Source organism: Bacillus sp. F2HM (assembly GCF_019266135.1).
In the GTDB taxonomy this organism is placed as follows: Bacteria; Bacillota; Bacilli; order Bacillales; family Bacillaceae; genus Bacillus; species Bacillus safensis.
Genome location: NZ_LRMO01000001.1, coordinates 331,459 through 349,510, shown reverse-complemented (window position 1 = coordinate 349,510; position 18,052 = coordinate 331,459). Strand labels below are relative to the sequence as shown.

General features: G+C 42.1%; 16 protein-coding genes. 11 read left to right on the top strand and 5 right to left on the bottom strand.

Annotated features, from left to right (window positions below; translation table 11 throughout):
* The first annotated feature begins 140 nt into the window (after positions 1–140).
* Positions 141–1,040: a LysR family transcriptional regulator gene (locus AWT60_RS01735; protein ID WP_056765311.1), complete on the top strand. Its 900-nt coding sequence runs from the start codon at positions 141–143 to the stop codon at positions 1,038–1,040.
* 14 nt (positions 1,041–1,054) lie between these two features.
* Here AWT60_RS01735 and AWT60_RS01730 read toward each other — a convergent pair whose 3' ends face one another.
* Positions 1,055–2,731 carry a hypothetical protein gene (locus AWT60_RS01730; protein ID WP_218676794.1) on the bottom strand — a complete coding sequence of 559 codons (1,677 nt, stop codon included), beginning with the start codon at positions 2,729–2,731 and terminating at the stop codon, positions 1,055–1,057.
* 331 nt (positions 2,732–3,062) lie between these two features.
* Between AWT60_RS01730 and AWT60_RS01725 the strand changes: the two genes are divergently transcribed.
* The 6 genes from AWT60_RS01725 to AWT60_RS01700 all read left to right on the top strand — a co-directional run bounded on the left by AWT60_RS01725 (position 3,063) and on the right by AWT60_RS01700 (position 9,152).
* A complete protein-coding gene (locus AWT60_RS01725) occupies positions 3,063–3,506 on the top strand; it encodes a hypothetical protein (RefSeq protein WP_041105755.1) in 444 nt (147 codons plus the stop codon).
* Positions 3,507–3,509: 3 nt separating this feature from the next.
* Positions 3,510–3,848, top strand: coding sequence for a DUF3969 family protein (locus AWT60_RS01720; RefSeq protein ID WP_052462922.1), 339 nt, complete (start codon positions 3,510–3,512; stop codon positions 3,846–3,848).
* A gap of 164 nt (positions 3,849–4,012) precedes the next feature.
* Positions 4,013–4,870: a MurR/RpiR family transcriptional regulator gene (locus AWT60_RS01715; protein WP_024423955.1), complete on the top strand. Its 858-nt coding sequence runs from the start codon at positions 4,013–4,015 to the stop codon at positions 4,868–4,870.
* A 185-nt stretch (positions 4,871–5,055) separates the two neighbouring features.
* Positions 5,056–6,600, top strand: a complete 1,545-nt coding sequence (gntK, locus tag AWT60_RS01710) for a gluconokinase (RefSeq protein WP_041105753.1) — start codon at positions 5,056–5,058, stop codon at positions 6,598–6,600.
* Positions 6,601–6,624: 24 nt separating this feature from the next.
* Positions 6,625–7,953 carry a GntP family permease gene (locus AWT60_RS01705; RefSeq protein WP_024423953.1) on the top strand — a complete coding sequence of 443 codons (1,329 nt, stop codon included), beginning with the start codon at positions 6,625–6,627 and terminating at the stop codon, positions 7,951–7,953.
* Positions 7,954–8,063: 110 nt separating this feature from the next.
* Complete coding sequence (locus AWT60_RS01700) at positions 8,064–9,152, top strand: DNA alkylation repair protein (RefSeq protein ID WP_373272886.1); 1,089 nt, start codon at positions 8,064–8,066, stop codon at positions 9,150–9,152.
* A 31-nt stretch (positions 9,153–9,183) separates the two neighbouring features.
* Here the strand turns inward: AWT60_RS01700 and AWT60_RS01695 are convergent, their stop codons facing one another.
* Positions 9,184–10,521, bottom strand: a complete 1,338-nt coding sequence (locus tag AWT60_RS01695; RefSeq protein WP_024423951.1) for an amino acid permease — start codon at positions 10,519–10,521, stop codon at positions 9,184–9,186.
* A gap of 314 nt (positions 10,522–10,835) precedes the next feature.
* On the opposite strand from AWT60_RS01695, the gene AWT60_RS01690 reads away from it, so the two are divergent.
* Entirely contained in the window at positions 10,836–12,350 is a 1,515-nt protein-coding gene (locus tag AWT60_RS01690) for a methyl-accepting chemotaxis protein (RefSeq protein ID WP_087975962.1), read from the top strand.
* Between the two features lie 39 nt (positions 12,351–12,389).
* On the opposite strand, the gene AWT60_RS01685 is transcribed toward AWT60_RS01690, so the two are convergent.
* Both AWT60_RS01685 and AWT60_RS01680 read right to left on the bottom strand, forming a co-directional pair.
* The gene (locus tag AWT60_RS01685; protein ID WP_087975963.1) at positions 12,390–13,373 is read right to left on the bottom strand and encodes a Gfo/Idh/MocA family protein; all 984 of its coding nucleotides are present in this window, start codon (positions 13,371–13,373) and stop codon (positions 12,390–12,392) included.
* Positions 13,374–13,501: 128 nt separating this feature from the next.
* Complete coding sequence (locus tag AWT60_RS01680) at positions 13,502–13,861, bottom strand: MerR family transcriptional regulator (RefSeq protein ID WP_039182663.1); 360 nt, start codon at positions 13,859–13,861, stop codon at positions 13,502–13,504.
* A gap of 307 nt (positions 13,862–14,168) precedes the next feature.
* Between AWT60_RS01680 and yidA the strand changes: the two genes are divergently transcribed.
* Complete coding sequence (gene yidA / locus AWT60_RS01675) at positions 14,169–14,981, top strand: sugar-phosphatase (protein ID WP_024423947.1); 813 nt, start codon at positions 14,169–14,171, stop codon at positions 14,979–14,981.
* 35 nt (positions 14,982–15,016) lie between these two features.
* On the opposite strand, the gene AWT60_RS18680 is transcribed toward yidA, so the two are convergent.
* Positions 15,017–16,024: a helix-turn-helix transcriptional regulator gene (locus tag AWT60_RS18680; protein ID WP_087975964.1), complete on the bottom strand. Its 1,008-nt coding sequence runs from the start codon at positions 16,022–16,024 to the stop codon at positions 15,017–15,019.
* A gap of 129 nt (positions 16,025–16,153) precedes the next feature.
* Between AWT60_RS18680 and AWT60_RS01665 the strand changes: the two genes are divergently transcribed.
* Positions 16,154–16,861, top strand: coding sequence for a class I SAM-dependent methyltransferase (locus tag AWT60_RS01665; protein ID WP_087975965.1), 708 nt, complete (start codon positions 16,154–16,156; stop codon positions 16,859–16,861).
* Positions 16,858–17,955, top strand: a complete 1,098-nt coding sequence (locus AWT60_RS01660) for a saccharopine dehydrogenase family protein (RefSeq protein WP_218676793.1) — start codon at positions 16,858–16,860, stop codon at positions 17,953–17,955. The genes AWT60_RS01665 and AWT60_RS01660 overlap by 4 nt, the downstream gene beginning before the upstream one ends.
* The last annotated feature ends 97 nt before the right edge of the window (positions 17,956–18,052 follow it).

The following is an 18,052-nucleotide window of genomic DNA, read 5'->3' as shown; positions in this document are numbered from 1 at the left end:
AGTATAGAGTCTTTAAAAAAATTAGTAAATATTTTTATTAAATTGTTTTCGTTTAGGCGGTTCTTTACGTGCTGGAGAGGAATTAGTAAGATATATATAGGTAAGGTGTTGGATTAAGTTTTCTGATAGGAGAGGGACCGATGTATTACGATGCACTGAAGACATTTGTGACAGTGGTGGAGGAGAAGAACTTTACAAAAGCAGCCCAAAAGCTGCGAATTTCTCAGCCGAGTGTCAGTCTTCATATTAAGAACTTGGAGCAGGAATTCCAGACCGTTCTGCTGAATCGTTCACCAAAGCAATTAACCGTTACACCAACTGGGGATATGCTGTACCATCGATCAAAACAAATCATTCGTCTCTATGAACAGGCGAAGCAGGACATTTATGAGCATCATCATTTGGCAAGAGGAAAGCTGACCATCGGGGCGAGTTTCACAATTGGTGAGTATGTGCTCCCGCAAATATTGGCGGAATTTCATCAGCTCTATCCGCATGTTGATATTGAAGTGGTCATTGATAATACAGAGGCGATCGCCAGACATGTCCGTTTATTCCATGTCGACATCGGTTTGATCGAAGGACAGACCAATGACAAGGAGCTTTCTGTAGAAACTTTTCTAGAGGACGAGCTTTATATTGTGGCGCCATTAGATCATCCTTTTGCCAAGAAAAAAGATGTCACCATTGATCAATTACAAAACGAAACATGGATTACGAGAGAAGAGGGATCAGGGACAGGAGAATATTTACAGCATGTCCTGAAATCAAATGGACTGAAAGCGCGAACTTTTGTGACTTTTAGCAGCAATCAAGCGATTAAAGAAGCTGTGATCCATGGAATGGGTCTTTCTGTTTTATCTAAATATGTCCTCCAGCGAGGCAGCATTGGCGGTGAATTGGCTGTTATTTCTGTGAGAGGCATGGATTTCAAACGAAAGTTCTCCTATGTCGAGTCACCGATGACCGGGGGAAATAAAAATAAGGAATTGCTCGTTGAATTGTTAAGGAAAGAGAAAGAAGAAGCTTCTCCTCAGTAGGAGAAGCTTCTTTTTTATAACCCTTTAATTTTGATTTCATCGACTGGAAGGAAGATCTCACCTGTATCAGTGTATTTCATGGTGATCTGATCGCCCTCTTTTAAATAAATGACGAGAGGTTCCTTTTCAGATGACATGGTGTAGCTTTTTCCATCGTCTAGCAGGAAGGTGACGGTTGTATAATCACCGGTCTTTTCTTTGTAGACTCGTTTGACCTTCCCTGCTGCTTCTTTCTTTTCCTGCTTAGAGGAACTGTTAACAGTACCGCCGCCCTTTTGAAGAGCTGTCTTATAGGCTCTCAGTGCTTCGTTTGGTGTAGAAGCGTACGCAGCGATTTCTGGATTGGCTGCAGAAACGATAAAGTAGTTTTGCAGGAACCCATTTGAATCGAGAACAGGTGTGAGCCAGCTGGCTTCCCCATAGAAATTATAGAGAATCGGCATGCGGCCTTTCCATTTTTTCTCGATGAATCGTTTCTCAATAATTTGCAGAGCGCCCTGAGAATCCATGTAGGATTCTTCAAGATTTCCGGTATAATAAGTCGCTTTTCCTGTTCGGGCATTTGTCAGGGCATATCCGAGCATGGAATCAACGCCCTCTTTCGGACTTGTGAAATCTGTGAAGTAATACATATCTCCTTTTGAATCAAATACCGGGCTCACATTGGCTTCCGTTCCTTCATCGGAAGGCAGCTTTACATCTGACTTTCCAAACATACTATTCCAGAATCCGTGAATATAGTTTCCGAAATAGCTGTTTTGCAGACTGACCGCCTCTGGTGAAACAGCACCGTCGATAAAGGCAGGTACTTGATCTAGAGCATATTTCTTCGTCGCACCTGTTTTGGCATCAACAACGACGACACCGGAAGCTTTAAAGCCGTTTCGGGCAGAGATGAAATCGCCATACGTTTGAATGTAATAAGGCTTGCCGTCATCATTGATTTCCAGCTGTGTACCGCCGTAGAAAATCAAATCTGGGTACTGGAGACGGATATGCCGCTCAATTTCTTTGTTGAAATAGGAAGAAGGCGTATAGACCATCTCTGTTTTCACGAACTTTGGATTAGCAGAGGAGTCGGTCGCACTTAATGTAAAGTAACCCGGCGTGCTGCCTGCACGAATCCATTTAAAGAAGTCCGAGAACTCCACTGGAGCGATGTATACATACTCACCGTTGACCTTCTGAATTTGCAAGCTGCCAAGCTCATAGTAGCTTGTGTTTGGCACCTGTCCGAACGATTTCTTCATTTTGTTCCGAGCAAATTGAGGCGGCACACTCGCAGGTGTTTCTTTTTCATCAAATGCTTTGATTTCTACTTTTTGCTCCATTTTGGAGACATCGAATTTCTCATTCGCATTGAATAGAAAAGCTGTCGCCATATAAACACCGAGCAGCAATAGAACAAGGAACAGCACGCCTTTGATTTTACGCTCCAATCCAACTGACAAAAAGGCGCCTGCTGCTGTCACAACAAGACCAATCAGCCATAGGGATGAAGGGTTCCGATCTAAATTGGTGATGTAATAGAATACAAAAATACCGATCATAAACAGCAAAGCAAGGCCTGCAATCCACATAAGCGGCACCTGCTGTTCTGTTCCTTTCTTTCTAACGATCAACCTGAGCGGTGTGAGCAAAAGGGTCAAGACAAGACCGATCACTACCGTAAATAACAAAATATATCCCACAAACAGATCTCCTTTCAAATCAATCACTCTTTTAGTATATACGAGTGAAGCGGGGAAAAGATTCAGAAGAATCATACCAATTCGATTTTATGAAAAAATGAGTTGAAAAGGGCCTTTTAATATTTCGGTAGGTTAAATGATATTGTCAATTGCGCTAGATTTTATTCATTACTTTATGAATTTATATTGTAATAAATAAGATTTTAAAAGATAGAGATATCTTTTAAACAGTATAAAGATTCATTTTAATTTTCTACAGAATGAAATAGTTATAACGTTCCTAGTATGTTATATTGTGTTTTATATAGTTAATATTAGGAGGTAATTTAAATTGAAAAGACGTATTCCTTTTCTCATTATTTTTACTTTAATTGTATCGTTATTTTCACCGTCTATAACATTCAATATTAATCGAGAGGCTTCTTCAAGAGACAAAAGTGTCCAAATTGGTTATAAAGAAGCCGATGCTGTATGGGGTCTTGTCATCCGGACTATTTTTGTAAACGGGGTGAAAGCAAGTAAACATTTGTATAAATCAATAAAATATGCCCCTAAATATCCTGCTGGTTTTAAAGCTGTTCAAAATGGAACTAAAAAAGTTACAGTAAATAATAAGAAGTTGTTATCTGAGTTAAAACAGATTGAAGGAGGGACTTGGAAAAAAGTATATAAAGATGGCTATAAAGACGGAAAAAAGGTTTCTGTACATTATTTTCAAAGTAAATCTGGGTTGGTGTATGATGTGAAAGTTAAAAAAGGTTGGAGTGTGAAATGATTTATGAATAAAATAGAACTAAGATATTCTTCACATGAAGATTTAGATAGGATTATTGTTATAAATATCATTGGTATAATCATATCGCTAAAAGAAGGTTTAATCACTATAGAAGAAGCGGAAAAGCTCATGTTCAGTCCACGAACAATCGATGTTTTAAAAAAGAAAGGGATAAATGAAGAACTGATAAATATACTTCATTTGGGAACAGAACTTGAAGATGTAGAAAGTTTAATACCACATGAATTAAGTGATAGTTTAGAAGAAATAAGGGTAAAATGCTTAAGATTCCTAGAAAGAAATACAGAAAATGAAGTTAAAAATAATGTGGTAGATTGTTGAGCTAAAAGTGTATATTATAAAATTTTGAGTAAATCTTTTTTGATTTATTGATCAAAACGATGAATTCATAAAAAGAGAAGTCTGTGCAAACAGGCTTCTTTTTTATAAGATGGGAACATGAGGAAATGTATACGCTCACATGAATAAGGAAGGAGTGAAGTCAATTGGCTTCTGTCAGTTTAAGTAGTATTGAAAAAATACGAGCAGCAAGCAGAGGATTGCCGCCAAAACTGAAAGGAATTGCAGAACATATTACGAGTGAACCTGGCGACATTATTCATTTGTCTATTGTTGAGCTTGCCAAAAAAACAGCGAGTTCAGAGGCAACGATTTTTCGTCTTTGTAAAAGGCTTGGATTTGAGGGCTTTCAAGATTTGAAGATTGCAATTGCCCAGGAAATAGATCAAACAAAGCCTGATTATGTAGATGAAGAAATGAGTCTTGATGATGATACGGCCGTTTTTATGCAAAAGGTTTTTCAGGCGAATATATCTGCATTAAAGGATAGCTTTCAATTACTGAATCCAGAAGATGTAGAAAAAGCCATTCAAATCATTCATGAAGCAAAGCGCTTAGAGTTTTATGGGAGTGGCGGGTCCGGACTCATTGCAACAGACGCTTTTCATAAATTTATGAGGACAGGCATCAACTGTATTGTTCACACCGATTCTCATTTTCAAGCGATGTCTGCCGGTCTTCTCGACCAGCACAGTACAGTAATTGGTATATCTCATTCTGGCCGTAATAAAGATTTACTCGATGCAATGAAAACAGCAAAGGAAAAAGGAGCGAAAACCATCGGTATTACAAGCTATCAGCGCTCTCCATTGAGCCAGCTTGCCGATGTCACATTGTATACTTCGACGCAGGAAACGGCTTTTCGAACAGAAGCGATGTCTGCAAGACTTGCTCAGCTCACTGTCATTGACGTACTATACTTTGCACTTGCTCACTTAAGACAGCAGGAAACTTTAACCAATTTAAAACAAATGAGAGAAACCATTTCACAAAAAAGGGTGTAATGGTTTCAAAAATAAATTTTTCTATTAGTGAAAAATGCCGTTGTGGTAACGATTTTGAGCTTTTAAGTGAAAATAATTTTCTTTTTAGTCGTTGAATGTCGAAAAAATTATTCCTATAATGGGATTTAACAGGTATATCAAAACAATAAAATATGATTTCAAATCAATGATTGGGCGTGATACAGATGAAGGGAAACCAGGCGGTAATTGGTTTGGATATTGGAACAACAAGTACAAAGGCGGTTCTGTTTGGACCACAGGGGAAAGTGATAGCAAAGCATTCGGTTCCTTATGATCTCATTCAGCCCCAGCCAGCATGGGTTGAACAGGACCCTGAACATATATTAGAAGCCGTCATTGCAAGTGTAAGAGGTGCGTTGACGAAAGCAGCATTTGATGCAAAACATCTCATAGGCGTCGGGATTAGTACAGCGATGCATTCCTTGATTGTGATGGATAAGCATGGCAAGGCGTTAACGAACAGTATCATTTGGGCAGATAACAGAAGTGCAGAACAAGCGAAGCGAATCACTTCAGACATGGACGGCTTCCAAGTGTATAAAAGAACCGGTACACCGATCCATCCAATGTCACCGCTTTCAAAAATACGGTGGATCAAGGAAATGGCACCTGATGTCTTCAAGAAGGCAGCGAAATTCATTTCCATCAAAGAATATATTCTTTATCATTTCTTCGGTCAGTATGTCGTCGATTATTCAATCGCTTCAGCAACGGGACTGTTCCGTTTGGAAACGCTTCAATGGGATGAGCAGGCGCTGCGTATTGCTGGAATTGAAGCTGATCAATTGTCTGAACTTGTTCCCACGACATATCAGCTGAGAGGGATTCAGCCAGAGATCGCCCTGCGAATGGGCATTGCGGAAGATACACCATTTGTTGTTGGTGCGAATGATGGGGTTCTAGCGAACTTAGGTGTGGGAGCGATTGGAAAAGGTGAGGTGGCTGTCACGATTGGGACAAGCGGTGCAGTCCGTACGGTCGTGGACAAACCAATAACAGATGAACAATCAAGAACGTTCTGCTATGCGTTGACTGATAAGCATTGGGTGGTTGGAGGACCGACGAATAATGGCGGGATTATGCTCAGATGGCTGAAGGATGAATTTGGATCCTCGGAGGTTGAGGTAGCAAAGCGTCTTGGAGTGGACCCTTACGACCTGATGATTGATATTGCGAAAAAAGTTCCAGCCGGCTCAGAGGGACTGCTGTTTCTGCCATTTTTAACAGGTGAGCGTGCACCTTATTGGAATCCTAATGCGAGAGGCACTTTCTTTGGGATCGGTCTTCAGCATAAGCGGGAGCATTTTATAAGAGCTGTGTTAGAAGGCGTCATTATGAGTGTTTTCTCAATCGGTGTTGCCTTAAGGGATTTAACCGGTTCAGCAAAGGATGTCAGGGCGTCGGGCGGATTTGCGCGATCTCCGCTGTGGCGGCAAATTTTAGCGGATACGATGGGCAGGGAAGTACTTGTCCCAGAAAGCTACGAGGCATCAGCACTTGGGGCGGCTGTCCTCGCACTTCATAGTTTAGGTTATATGGAAGAGATAGAAGAGGTCCAAGATTGGATTCGAATCTCTGCCCGTCATGAACCAAATATGGAGAACAATGAAACATACATAGAACTGTTTTACTTATATGAGCGTCTCTATGACAAACTCAAGGATGAATTTGATGTCATTAGTGCGCTGCAATTAAAACAAAATCATTAAACATCAGGGAAAAGGTGGGAGAGCATGCTTTTATTCATCGTGATTGCCGCAATTGTCCTTTTACTCATCCTCATAACAGTTGCTAAGTTGAATCCGTTTGTGAGTTTAATTATTACCTCTATGTTAGTCGGCTTTGCCACAGGGATGGACCTGCAGGAAATTATTCAATCCATCAAAACGGGGTTAGGCAATACGTTATCATTGCTGGCCATAGTTCTAGCGCTTGGAACCATGCTTGGGAAAATGATGGCTGAATCAGGTGGAGCTGAGCGGATCGCTCACACATTAATCGGCCGGTTTGGGACAAAAAATGTGCATTGGGCGATGATGTTTGTTGCCTTTATTGTGGGAATACCTGTCTTTTTCCAGGTCGGATTCGTTCTTCTCATTCCTTTATTGTTTACGATTGCGATTGAAACGGGAATCTCGCTCGTGACAATTGGGATTTCGCTCATTGCTGGCTTGTCTGTCGTTCACGGTCTTGTGCCGCCTCATCCAGCTGCCATGGCAGCTGTCGGCATCTATCATGCCAACGTGGGGAAAACCATTTTCTTTTCCATTATTGTCGGTTTGCCGACAGCTATTATTGCTGGGCCGCTGTATGGAAAGTGGATTGGAAAGCGGATTCATAAACCAGTTCCAGAGCTGCTGAGAAAGCAATTTACTGAACGCAATGAAGATCGAAAACTTCCCGGCTTTGCAAATACGATGTTTACGATTTTGGTGCCAGTGATTCTAATGCTTCTTGCCACACTGGCGGATATTATTTTACCAGAGGACAATATTTGGTATCAGGTATTTAAGTACATTGGAGATCCAATTACAGCACTGCTGATTGCAACGGTGTATTCTTTCTTCAGTCTTGGCTTTGTGCAAGGGATGAGCCGTGACCGGGTGCTTTCCTTTAGTAATGAGTGCTTAGGACCGATTGCTTCTATTCTGCTTGTCATTGGAGCAGGCGGGGCTTTCAATAATGTGCTCATCGATTCGGGTGTTGGTGATTATATTGCAGATTTAGCCAAACACTCGCCGATCTCGCCAATTTTGCTTAGCTGGCTGATTGCTGCGGTTATTCGTGTGGCAACAGGATCTGCTACGGTCTCCATGATGACCGCAGCTGGTATTGTCGCACCGATTGCTGCATCTATGCCGGATGTGAGCAGAGAGCTCCTAGTGTTAGCTACAGGGGCGGGTTCATTGATTTTGTCTCACGTCAATGACTCTGGTTTTTGGCTGATCAAAGAGTATTTTGGTATGACCATTAAAGAAACGTTTTTGACATGGACGGCTATGGAGACGATCATTTCTGTTAGTGCCATTGCATTTATTATGATCATTAATATGTTTATATAGTGAGACGCAACAGCCTGATTCTTCGGAATTGGGCTGTTTTTGCTTTTGACAATACCACCTCTTTCAGATTGGGGTAAAATAAAGATATTGAGAAGCGGGAGGCGGACACGATCGAACCATTAAAACACGTTTATCATGAATTATTTATTGAAGAATTAGCGGAGAAACTTGCACAAGCGTCGACTGGGTTTGATGCTGGAGAATTCCAGCGGCTTGTGTTTCAAAAGGATTGGCAGCAGCTTGAGTTAAAAGGCAGAATGAGAAGAGTCACTGAATCGATGCATGCCTGTCTGCCTAAGGATTATGAGCAGGCCATTGAGGTGCTGCGTCAGACAGCCCCGCATTTTTCAGGACTTAGTGCGCTTGTATTTCCAGACTACGTCGAAATGTACGGTCTAGCACAATGGGATATCTCGATCAAGGCGCTCGAATTCTTTACGCCTTTTTCCACTTCTGAATTTGCCGTTCGGCCTTTTCTGATTCAGGATCAAGACAAAATGCTGGCGCACATGCTTGTATGGTCACAGAATCAAAATGAGCATATTCGGCGGCTGGCTAGTGAAGGATGCAGACCACGTTTGCCATGGGGATTAACTGTTCCTGCACTTAAAAAGGATCCTTCGGTTACGCTGCCTATTTTAGAAAACTTGAAGTCGGACCCAGCGCGCTATGTGCAAAAAAGTGTAGCGAACCACTTAAATGACATTTCAGCGATTCAGCCTGATCTGATGAAGAAGACGGCTAAAAGCTGGTATGGAACGAATGAACATACGAACTGGATCATCAAACATGCATCTCGTACCTTACTAAAAAAAGGCGATCCAGATATCATGGCTTTGTTTGGCTATGGGGATGATCCATCTGTTCAAGTAACAGATTTGAAGGTAGTGCAAGACCCTATTCGTATTGGAGAGAAAATGACCTTTCAATTTACACTTCAGGCCGCTAAGCCACTAAAGCTGCGTATAGAGTATGCCATAGACTATGTCAAAGCTCGGGGTACCCGCAATCAAAAGGTATTTAAAATCACAGAGTTTGAAACAAGTTCAGCGTTAAATAGAGAATTTATCAGATCACAGTCCTTTCAAAATATGACGACGAGAAAGCACTATGAGGGAACCCATACTTTAACGATTATCATCAACGGCATTCCAAAAGCGTCGATTGATTTTGAGGTAACAGAAGATAGCAGCTCATAAAAAAACCCGCCAATTCGGCGGGTTTTGGCGTTTAAGCCTTCTTTTTCATTAAGAATGAAGCGATGATGGCAGCGACTAAGAAACCAATGCTGATAATGGAGCTAGGCAGGTTTTCTTGTCTGAATAGGAACAAAACAAAGCTCAAACTGAGTACAAGACCTGCAAATAAAGTTAGATACGGAAACAGCCACACCTTGAAATATGGCTCCTGTGGATACTTTGGACGCAGTTTCAGATGTGCCATACAAATGCTGATCCAAATGAGTGAAACAGCAAAACCAGGAATAGCCAGCATGTAGCTGAAAATTTGGTCTGGATATAAGTAAGCAAAAAATGTTCCGATGAGAAGAAATAGAACGGTAACCCATAAACTTAAAATGGGTACGCCTCTTTTGTTGACCTGTGCCAGTTTTTTCGGACCGCCGTCTGATTTAGAAAGAGAATGAATCATTCTCGTCGTTCCATAAATTCCGGAATTCGCCGCAGAGAGAACGGCTGTAATCAAGACGAAATTAATGAAGTGAGAGGCGCCTTGCATACCAGCAGCAGAAAAGACTTGGACAAAAGGACTGTTATTTGGGTCAATTTGATTCCAAGGAATAAGGCCGCAGATGATCAAAATCGGCAATGTGTAAAATAAGATAATCCGCCACATCATACTTTTGACTACTCCAGGCAGAACCTTCTCCGCATCCTTTGTTTCAGTAATGGTCAGCCCAATCAATTCAGAGCCTCCATAAGAGAAAATAACCACTAAAAGTGATGCAAAGATCGCACCCCATCCATTCGGGACGAAGTTTTGATAGTTGGTAAGCGCTGGTGTGCTTTGTTCGTTTGGAATGATCCCAAATAATAATGCTGCACCGAGAATAATAAAGACAATAATAACGAAAATCTTCATTCCAGCGAACCAAAACTCAATTTCACCAAAGTATTTTACATTATTTAAGTTAATTCCGATGACTAACAGTGAGCAAAGTAAACATAGTGACCATAGCGGCACGTTCGGCAGCCAGTATTGAAGCAGACTGCCAGCTGCAATAATCTCAATGACACATACAGTGAGCCACATAAAACAGTAAACCCAGCCGACGACAAATGAAAAACGTTGACCAAGCGCAATTTGTATAAGGTCGCGAAGATTATTTCCCGGATACACAATGGCCATTTCGGCTAATGCTGCCATCACAATGAGGAGCAGCAATCCAGCAAATACATAGGAAAAAATGACCCCAGGGCCTGCTAAACCAATTGTATCGGCACTTCCTTTAAAGATTCCTGTACCAATGACCCCGCCCATCGCAATCATGCGAATGTGACGCGGTGATAAAAGCTTTTTTAATTCTTGTTGCTCCTGATTCGCGCTCATGACGTTCTCCTTTTTTAAAAATGCTTATGTTCCATTTTCTTTTTTCAAGACGTCAGTGTCAATATAAAAAAAGAGATTTTTCAGACAAAAATAGAGGTTGATTCTATCAAAACATATATTTATATCCATAATTCCCTTATTTCATCCATATTCTAAAAACGAAACTTCAAATAAATGAACATTTGCCTTATTTATGACATAAACAATTTTCAGTTTTTGTCGATATATCATTTGTATTACTAAAGTCCTAATAAAGAATTGTTTATAACTGTAAAATATTTCAAGAACGTTAGAGTTGAAAGGAGTTATGAAAGATGTTTAAGAGAAAAGCAAATGATTCATCGGCTGGAATCCTTCTGAGTGAAAGCAGCCAATTAATAGAAAGAATCGAAAAAGGAGACCTTTCAGCAAGATTAGATACTGCTGCATTTTCTTCTAGCCAAACGATTGAAGCAGTGGCACAAATTAATGAAGCTTTGCAAAAGATGCAGGAAGCACATGAAAATATTCAAATGCGGGTGGAATTAGTGACAAAAGCCATTCAAGTTGGCTTATGGGATATGGTCGTCATCGCTGGAGACCCAGTCAATCCAAAAAATGAATTCACATGGACGGATGAATTCCGCAAAATGCTCGGCTTTCAAAATGAGCACGATTTTCCCAATCTATTAGACAGCTGGGCATCTCGAATACATCCGGATGAACAAGAATATACATTAGATGCATTTTCTTCGCATTTATTGGATCATTCAGGGCGTACGCCGTATGATATCGAATATCGCTTAAAGTTAAAAAACGGAGATTATCGCTGGTTCAAAGCAACTGGAACGACCGTTCGTGATCGAAATGGTGTCCCTCTTCGTGTGGCGGGCGCTCTTTTTGATATTCATGATCAGAAATTGAAAGAAGAAGAGCTGCAAGCATTTGTCACAAGATATGACTTAATCAACCGTGCGCTTGTCGAAGCTCCTTGGGACATGGTGGTAGAGGCAGGCGATCCAGTCAATCCAAATAACGAATTCTGGTGGTCTCCGCAGTTCAGAAAAACGCTTGGCTTTACAGACGAAAAAGATTTCCCGAATGTACTGAGCAGCTGGAGCGATCGTCTGCATCCTGAGGATCAAGAAATGGCTCTCCAAGCTTTTGCAGATCATTTAAATGATCACTCTGGACGTACACCGTTTGATATTGATTACAGATTGCAGCGCAAAAATGGGGAGTACCGCTGGTATCATGCCGGTGGTGAAACCATTCGTGATGAAAAAGGTGTGCCTCTTCGTGTGGCAGGAACCATTCGTGATATCACGTTAGAAAAAAACAAAGAGAAAACAGCGAATGAAATGGCGTCACAAGTAGAACAGCTTTCAAGTTCTATTAGTGAGATGGTATCGGGCATTAGCTCTGTGACAAATCAAGCACAGGAGCTTGCTGTTGCTCAAGAGCAGTCAACATCTGCCGCCAATTTAGCAAAAAATAGTGCTGATGAGACGAAAAATATTTCTGACTTAATCAAAGAAGTGGCGAACCAAACGAACCTGCTTGGTCTAAATGCTGCAATTGAAGCAGCTAGAGCTGGTGAACAGGGCCGCGGATTCTCTGTTGTTGCAGATGAAGTACGGAAGCTGGCGCTGCATAGTGCCAATGCAACGGAAAATATCGAATCTAGTTTAACGGAAATGAAAACACAAATTGATGAAATTCTTGAAAATATCTCGAATATGACAGCTCTCACGCAAACTCAGGCTGCTTTAACAGAGCAGGTGAATGCTTCAGTCGATGAAGTGAATCACATGTCTCAGCGTCTTGTGGCGTATTCAAAGAGTATTTAATCGTCAAAAACCGCCCTCTCATAGAAGGCGGTTTTTTCATTAAAATTGATCTGCTGGGAAAACAATACCTGCATCTTTTCTTGCGGCATCAAGAACTTTCATCACGGAGAGACTTTCATCAAGCCATGAATAGCACTGTTCATGATTTTTTGTTTCAATGATCTGCTGGAAAGCTTCTGCTTCATAAAACAGCCGATTTGGATTTGTTTGTGCATTGAGTGAGATGACCCTGTCATCAACATGCAGCAGCACTTCCTCGCACCCATTCGCCCCATTTTTCACATGAATGAAGCCTTTTTCTCCTTGAATCAATGCAAAGTTCATGCTGCTTGTATCCTTACTGCCGACACTTGTCGCAATAAAATCATTGTAAGTGAACGTCAAAACACCAGATGTGTCAATACCGTTTGGATGGCGGTTTGCCTGATATCGGACTTGCTCTGGTGATCCAAAGAGGTTCATGATGAAATGGACATTATAGATATTAATATCCATCAGCGCTCCTCCAGAGAACTCAGGGTTAAAGACATTTGGCGTTTCGCCGGCTAGCAGCTGATTATATTTGCTTGAATATTGACTATAGTTGCATTGAACCAGTTTGATTTTACCTAATTGATGAAGGTGCTTTTTGATCAAATGATAGTTTGGCATATGAACGGTCGTAATGGCTTCAAATAGGAGAAGCTGCTTTTCCTTTGCGAGAGCGATTAAGGCTTCCAGCTCTTTTACATTAGAGGTGAAAGGCTTTTCGCATATCACATGTTTTCCGTGTTTCAATGCTTTCGTTGCATGCTCGCTATGTAAACGATTCGGTGATGCGATGTAAACGGCTTCTACGTGAGGATCTTCTAGCATAGCAGTTAGATCCGTATAAGTTGTCTGCACCCCAAATTTGTCTGCGAACTTCTTTGCCGTTGCTTCCTTTCTTGAATAGACAGCGTGACAAGAAGCACCGTCGAGCTGTTCAATCGCTTGCAGGAAGCCTTCCACAATGATACCTGTTCCGATGGTTGCGATGTTCATTCTCAAAACCCCTTCCACTCGTTTAAGCTGACTCTAGTATAACCGATGTTTTCATTGAACGTGTACTGAGATACATGAGCGAAGTGTGCCAGTGATCAACACCGGCACACCTTTGGCAGCCCTTACAATCAGCTGATGTTTGCTAATGTTTGCTTTGTTAACAATTGAATGGCAGCCTTCCTTTTTTTTAACTCTTGAATAGAGTGCTGGATATCTTCGACTTTTTGCTCGAGCAGCTGTTCAGCTTCTGTTTTTGACTGTTTTTCAAAAAGTGACTTGATAATTTCACGAATTTCTTTAAGGGAGAAATCTAGCTTTCTCGCTTCGGTGATAAATGATAGCATGAGTACATATTTTTTATCATATAGACGATAGCCGTTATGTGCTCTCTTTGGCTCTGGGAGCACTCCCTCATTTTCGTAAAAACGAATGGTTTCAATATGTACACCAGACATTTTTGACAATTTACCTCTCGTAAACGTAATCATTCCCTGCACCTCCTTTCTTTGTTATTCATCATACAATTAGATTTACTCGTTTCAAAACATTCTATAGTGGTGGACAATTGTTCTGTTTTACTTGTTTCAAATGGGTGATCAGCACGAGCACGATGATTAGAATGCGTTATAATAGAGTAGACTCATGTGATATTTGTTACAGATAAGAACAAGTAGACAGCGTGAAGAAAAAACGATAGGCTAAAATAGGTAAATAGTAATGAAATAACCTGTCATCATCGTAATGGTGGCTCAAAATAGTGACAGCACGTTTTTGCTGAGAAAAGGGGACCAGTGAATGTATAAATTAGTCGCAATTGATATGGATGGTACGTTATTAAATGATCAACATATGGTGCCGGATGAAGTGTTTGAAGCCATTCAACAGGCTAAGGCAGAAGGAATTAAAATTGTTTTATGTACAGGCCGGCCAATTGGCGGGGTAAATCGCTATTTAGCTGATCTTCAGCTTGATCAAGAGGGAGATTATGTGATCGCCTATAATGGAGCGCTTGTTCAAAACAGCCATACAAATGAAGTGGTGTCAGAGCTGACATTATCCTATGATGACTTAACTTCGTTATATGAATTGAGCCGTCAGCTGGACACGCCGATGCATTATTTCGATTCAGCCAATTTATACACACCGAATCGTGATATTAGTGAATACACAGTGCTTGAATCCTACTTAACAAAACTGCCGCTGAAATATATGCCTGTTGAAGAGGCAGATTCATCGATGAGACTTCCAAAAATGATGTATATTGATCAGCCAGAACGTTTGGAAAAAACGATACAAGCCATTCCATCTGAAGTGAAGGAAAAGTATATGATGGTGAAAAGTACAGATTTCTTCCTTGAAATCCTGCATCCTGATGTGAGTAAGGGAAATGCCGTGAAGCTTCTAGCGAAGGAGCTGGGAATTCCTCGTGAAGAAGTCATGGCTATTGGGGATAACGGGAACGACGTCTCAATGCTAGAGTTTGCGGGCTGCGGCGTCGCTATGGGAAATGCCATTGATGATGTCAAAGCCGTAGCTGATGTTGTAACAAAATCTAATAATGAAGCCGGAGTAGCACATGTCCTGCATGAGCTGGTTTTAGGAAAATAAGAAAAGAGCGGTCTGCCAGTGCGGCAGCCGCTTTTTTATATATTGGAGAAAAAGTAAACAAGCATACGTCTGCTGTTTAAATTCGTCTTTTGCAGCATCGCTTTCACATGATCATGAACGGTATGGGGTGAAATATATAACGTACTCGCAATTTCCTTTGTCGACTGGCCCTTTAATAAGCAGTCGAGGACGTTCATCTCTTTTTCTGTCAGCTTGTACGTTTTCGCTGCATAAGGAAGAATATCATTTGTTTGGGCTCGTTTGATGTGAATCATGACAGCCTCCTCCTGCCTGTCAGCCTGCGCCAATCGAAAGGCTTGAAGGGAAAGAAAGACCCCCGTAGGCATTCTTGTGATGCTTGCTGCTGTTTGATCGGTGCCGCCGTATAAAAGTTTAGCGCCTAATGCTCTGAACGGGCGGGGCATGACGGCTTGGTCATGGATTTGCTCAAAGGCTTGAAATGTACGAAGCCAATGGAGCCCTGTCTCATTTCCATAAAGAAGCTTGTAATGAGTTGAAAGAATGAGAAATCCTTGCTGCTCCGCCGCATCATCATCTTCAGTGTCCCTTTTTTTGAAAAGCTCATCTCTCAGCTTGGCTGCAAGTGACGGTGTTAGATCGATGACTGCTTGTATATCTCGCTTCTGAAAAGATTCCTTGCCCTGTTGACGATAAAGGCTGGCGATACCCCAGCATTCTCCTTGAATCACAAGGGCTGCCCGCAATTCATCAGACCAACCGTTAGGTATCAAAATATGCAGATAGCGCTCGCTGCTCAGATATTCTCCGCTTTGGACGAGACTCGCAGCATGAATAGGGCCTTTGGCTAGAAACTCATGCTGATGCACGTCCTTTTTTAAAAATTCATTTTGAAAGAGCTGGTCATGAATTTCTTCAATCGGTTCATCAGTGTAGGAACCTGTCGAGAGGAGAGTGGCTGGATCGATGGTTGTGATACAGGCGGCATCAAAATCAAGGACAGCAGCAAGCTCGTCCCGAATGTGCTGCCTTAGCTGCTGAAAATGAGTGGCTGGATTGACCACATGATCTCCTCCTCAAAAACCCCCACTTTTAGGGATCGTTTTTTCTGGTGCCTCTTTTTACAATAAAGATGTCATATCGATAGTGTACAGGAAACGATGGAAAGCGGAAAGGAACTGGAGGAGAATCATATGAAGGGACACCAGCATTGGCACGATCCTGTTGCTGAATTATACGCAGCAACGATTTCACATAAAGTACCCGGCTATCACCTTTTGCATGAGTTAACAGTAGATGTATTAGAAACTGAAATAAAGGGAGCGGCCTCTCGTATTCTAACTGTCGGAGCGGGTGGGGGCGAAGAGATCATCAACATGCTTCAGAGAAAAGAAGACTGGCTCATCACAGGAGTCGATCCCTCTGCATCTATGCTGGATATGGCGAAACAGCGGGTTTCACAGCTCCATATGGAGGCGCGTGTCACATGGTATGAGACCGCATTAAACAAGGTGTCTGCTGAAGCTGTTTACGATGCCGCAGTGAGCCTGCTCGTAATTCATTTTGTAGAAAATCGGCTGCCATTTTTACAGGAGATTGCACAAAGGCTTCAACCAGGGGCCCCGTTTGTACTCGCATTTATACAAGGAGAGATGAATTCCAGCGCATTTCAGCAAGAGCTTCATATGATGTCTCTTTTCATGAAGCGGCAAGGTCTAGGAAAAGAAGTGTTTTCGTCCTTTCATGACAGGCTGGGACGTGCCACATATCCTGTGCCTGAGGAGGAAATGAGAGGACATTTAATTGAGGCGGGGTTTCGAGACATCAGACCTTATTTTCAGGCAGGAATGATCAAAGGGCTTGTTTGCAAGCGAGGTCGTAGAGAGGCGGATGAGAGATGAGATCACAGGTGATGGTAATTGGCGGCTATGGACATGTCGGACAGCAAATATGTCTTCAGTTAAGTGAAGTGTATCCAGGGCAAATTGTTGCGGCGGGCAGGAGCTATGAGAAGGCCGAACAATTTTCACAGCAGACAAAAAGAAGAGTCCGTCCTTACAAACTAGATGTTAGTCAGCCATTACATTCGGACTGGATGGATGAAACAAAGCTGGTGATCATGTGTCTCGACCAAGATGACACGTCATTTGCTGAAACCGTTCTGCGGGCAGGCATTGATTATATCGATATTTCTGCAAAGGGGGCGTATATGGAGCAAATGGCACAGCTGGATCAGCAGCAAATCAGTGCAACGGCTTTGCTCAGTGTAGGCCTCGCGCCCGGTCTTACAAATTTATTAGCTGCGAAAGCGGCATCTATGCTTTCATCAGTGGATCAAATAGATATTGGGATTATGCTTGGGTTGGGGGATCAGCATGGAAAAGCCGCGATTGAATGGACGATTGATCATGTCCATACTGAATATGAACTCACTGAGCATGATCAGCGGAAAAGAGTGAAAAGCTTTACTGGAGGCAGACAGGTCAACTTTGGTGAACAGCTTGGAAAGCGGTATGCCTATCGATTCCCCTTCTCTGATCAACAGACATTGCTTTCCACACTTCATGTGCCATCTGTGACGACAAGGCTTTGTTTTGATTCACGTCTCGCGACGGGTGCATTGGCCTTCACAAGGAGCCTTGGACTGACGTCGTTCCTTACACTGCCGAAGATGAAGGACAGAGCCATTTCAATGATTCAATCTTCTCAAGTGGGAACAGATCAATATGCAGTCAAAGTGGAGGCGGCAGGGACGGATGGGAAAAAGGTTCATCATGCAGCGCTTGGTATAAAAGGACACGACGAGTCTCAAGCAACAGCTCAAGTCGCCTGTGCTGCGGCCCTGCATTTATTGAACAGGCGGTTTCAGTCAGGAGTTTTTCATATTGAACAATTATTTTCACTAGCATATGAGAACGGGCTTTTTGCTTTGGTGGATCAAAAAACAAAGGAAGAGCAGACATTAGTCATAAGAGCCAGCCTTTTGACGGCATAAAAGCAGCGTGCAGACAAACCCTCGCATTCGTTGTCAGGTCTGCGTGCTGGTGCTCACGAATGTCAAATTCGCTCCGCGCCGGTACTCGCCCTTCCTC

Coding starts and splice junctions, on each gene's coding strand:
- yidA (WP_024423947.1), top strand. CDS start 14,169: ATGTATAAATTAGTCGCAATTGATATGGATGGTACGTTATTAAATGAT.
- AWT60_RS01680 (WP_039182663.1), bottom strand. CDS start 13,861: ATGATTACGTTTACGAGAGGTAAATTGTCAAAAATGTCTGGTGTACAT.
- AWT60_RS01665 (WP_087975965.1), top strand. CDS start 16,154: ATGAAGGGACACCAGCATTGGCACGATCCTGTTGCTGAATTATACGCA.
- AWT60_RS01705 (WP_024423953.1), top strand. CDS start 6,625: ATGCTTTTATTCATCGTGATTGCCGCAATTGTCCTTTTACTCATCCTC.
- AWT60_RS01695 (WP_024423951.1), bottom strand. CDS start 10,521: ATGAGCGCGAATCAGGAGCAACAAGAATTAAAAAAGCTTTTATCACCG.
- AWT60_RS01720 (WP_052462922.1), top strand. CDS start 3,510: ATGAATAAAATAGAACTAAGATATTCTTCACATGAAGATTTAGATAGG.
- gntK (WP_041105753.1), top strand. CDS start 5,056: ATGAAGGGAAACCAGGCGGTAATTGGTTTGGATATTGGAACAACAAGT.
- AWT60_RS01690 (WP_087975962.1), top strand. CDS start 10,836: ATGTTTAAGAGAAAAGCAAATGATTCATCGGCTGGAATCCTTCTGAGT.
- AWT60_RS01735 (WP_056765311.1), top strand. CDS start 141: ATGTATTACGATGCACTGAAGACATTTGTGACAGTGGTGGAGGAGAAG.
- AWT60_RS01685 (WP_087975963.1), bottom strand. CDS start 13,373: ATGAACATCGCAACCATCGGAACAGGTATCATTGTGGAAGGCTTCCTG.
- AWT60_RS01660 (WP_218676793.1), top strand. CDS start 16,858: ATGAGATCACAGGTGATGGTAATTGGCGGCTATGGACATGTCGGACAG.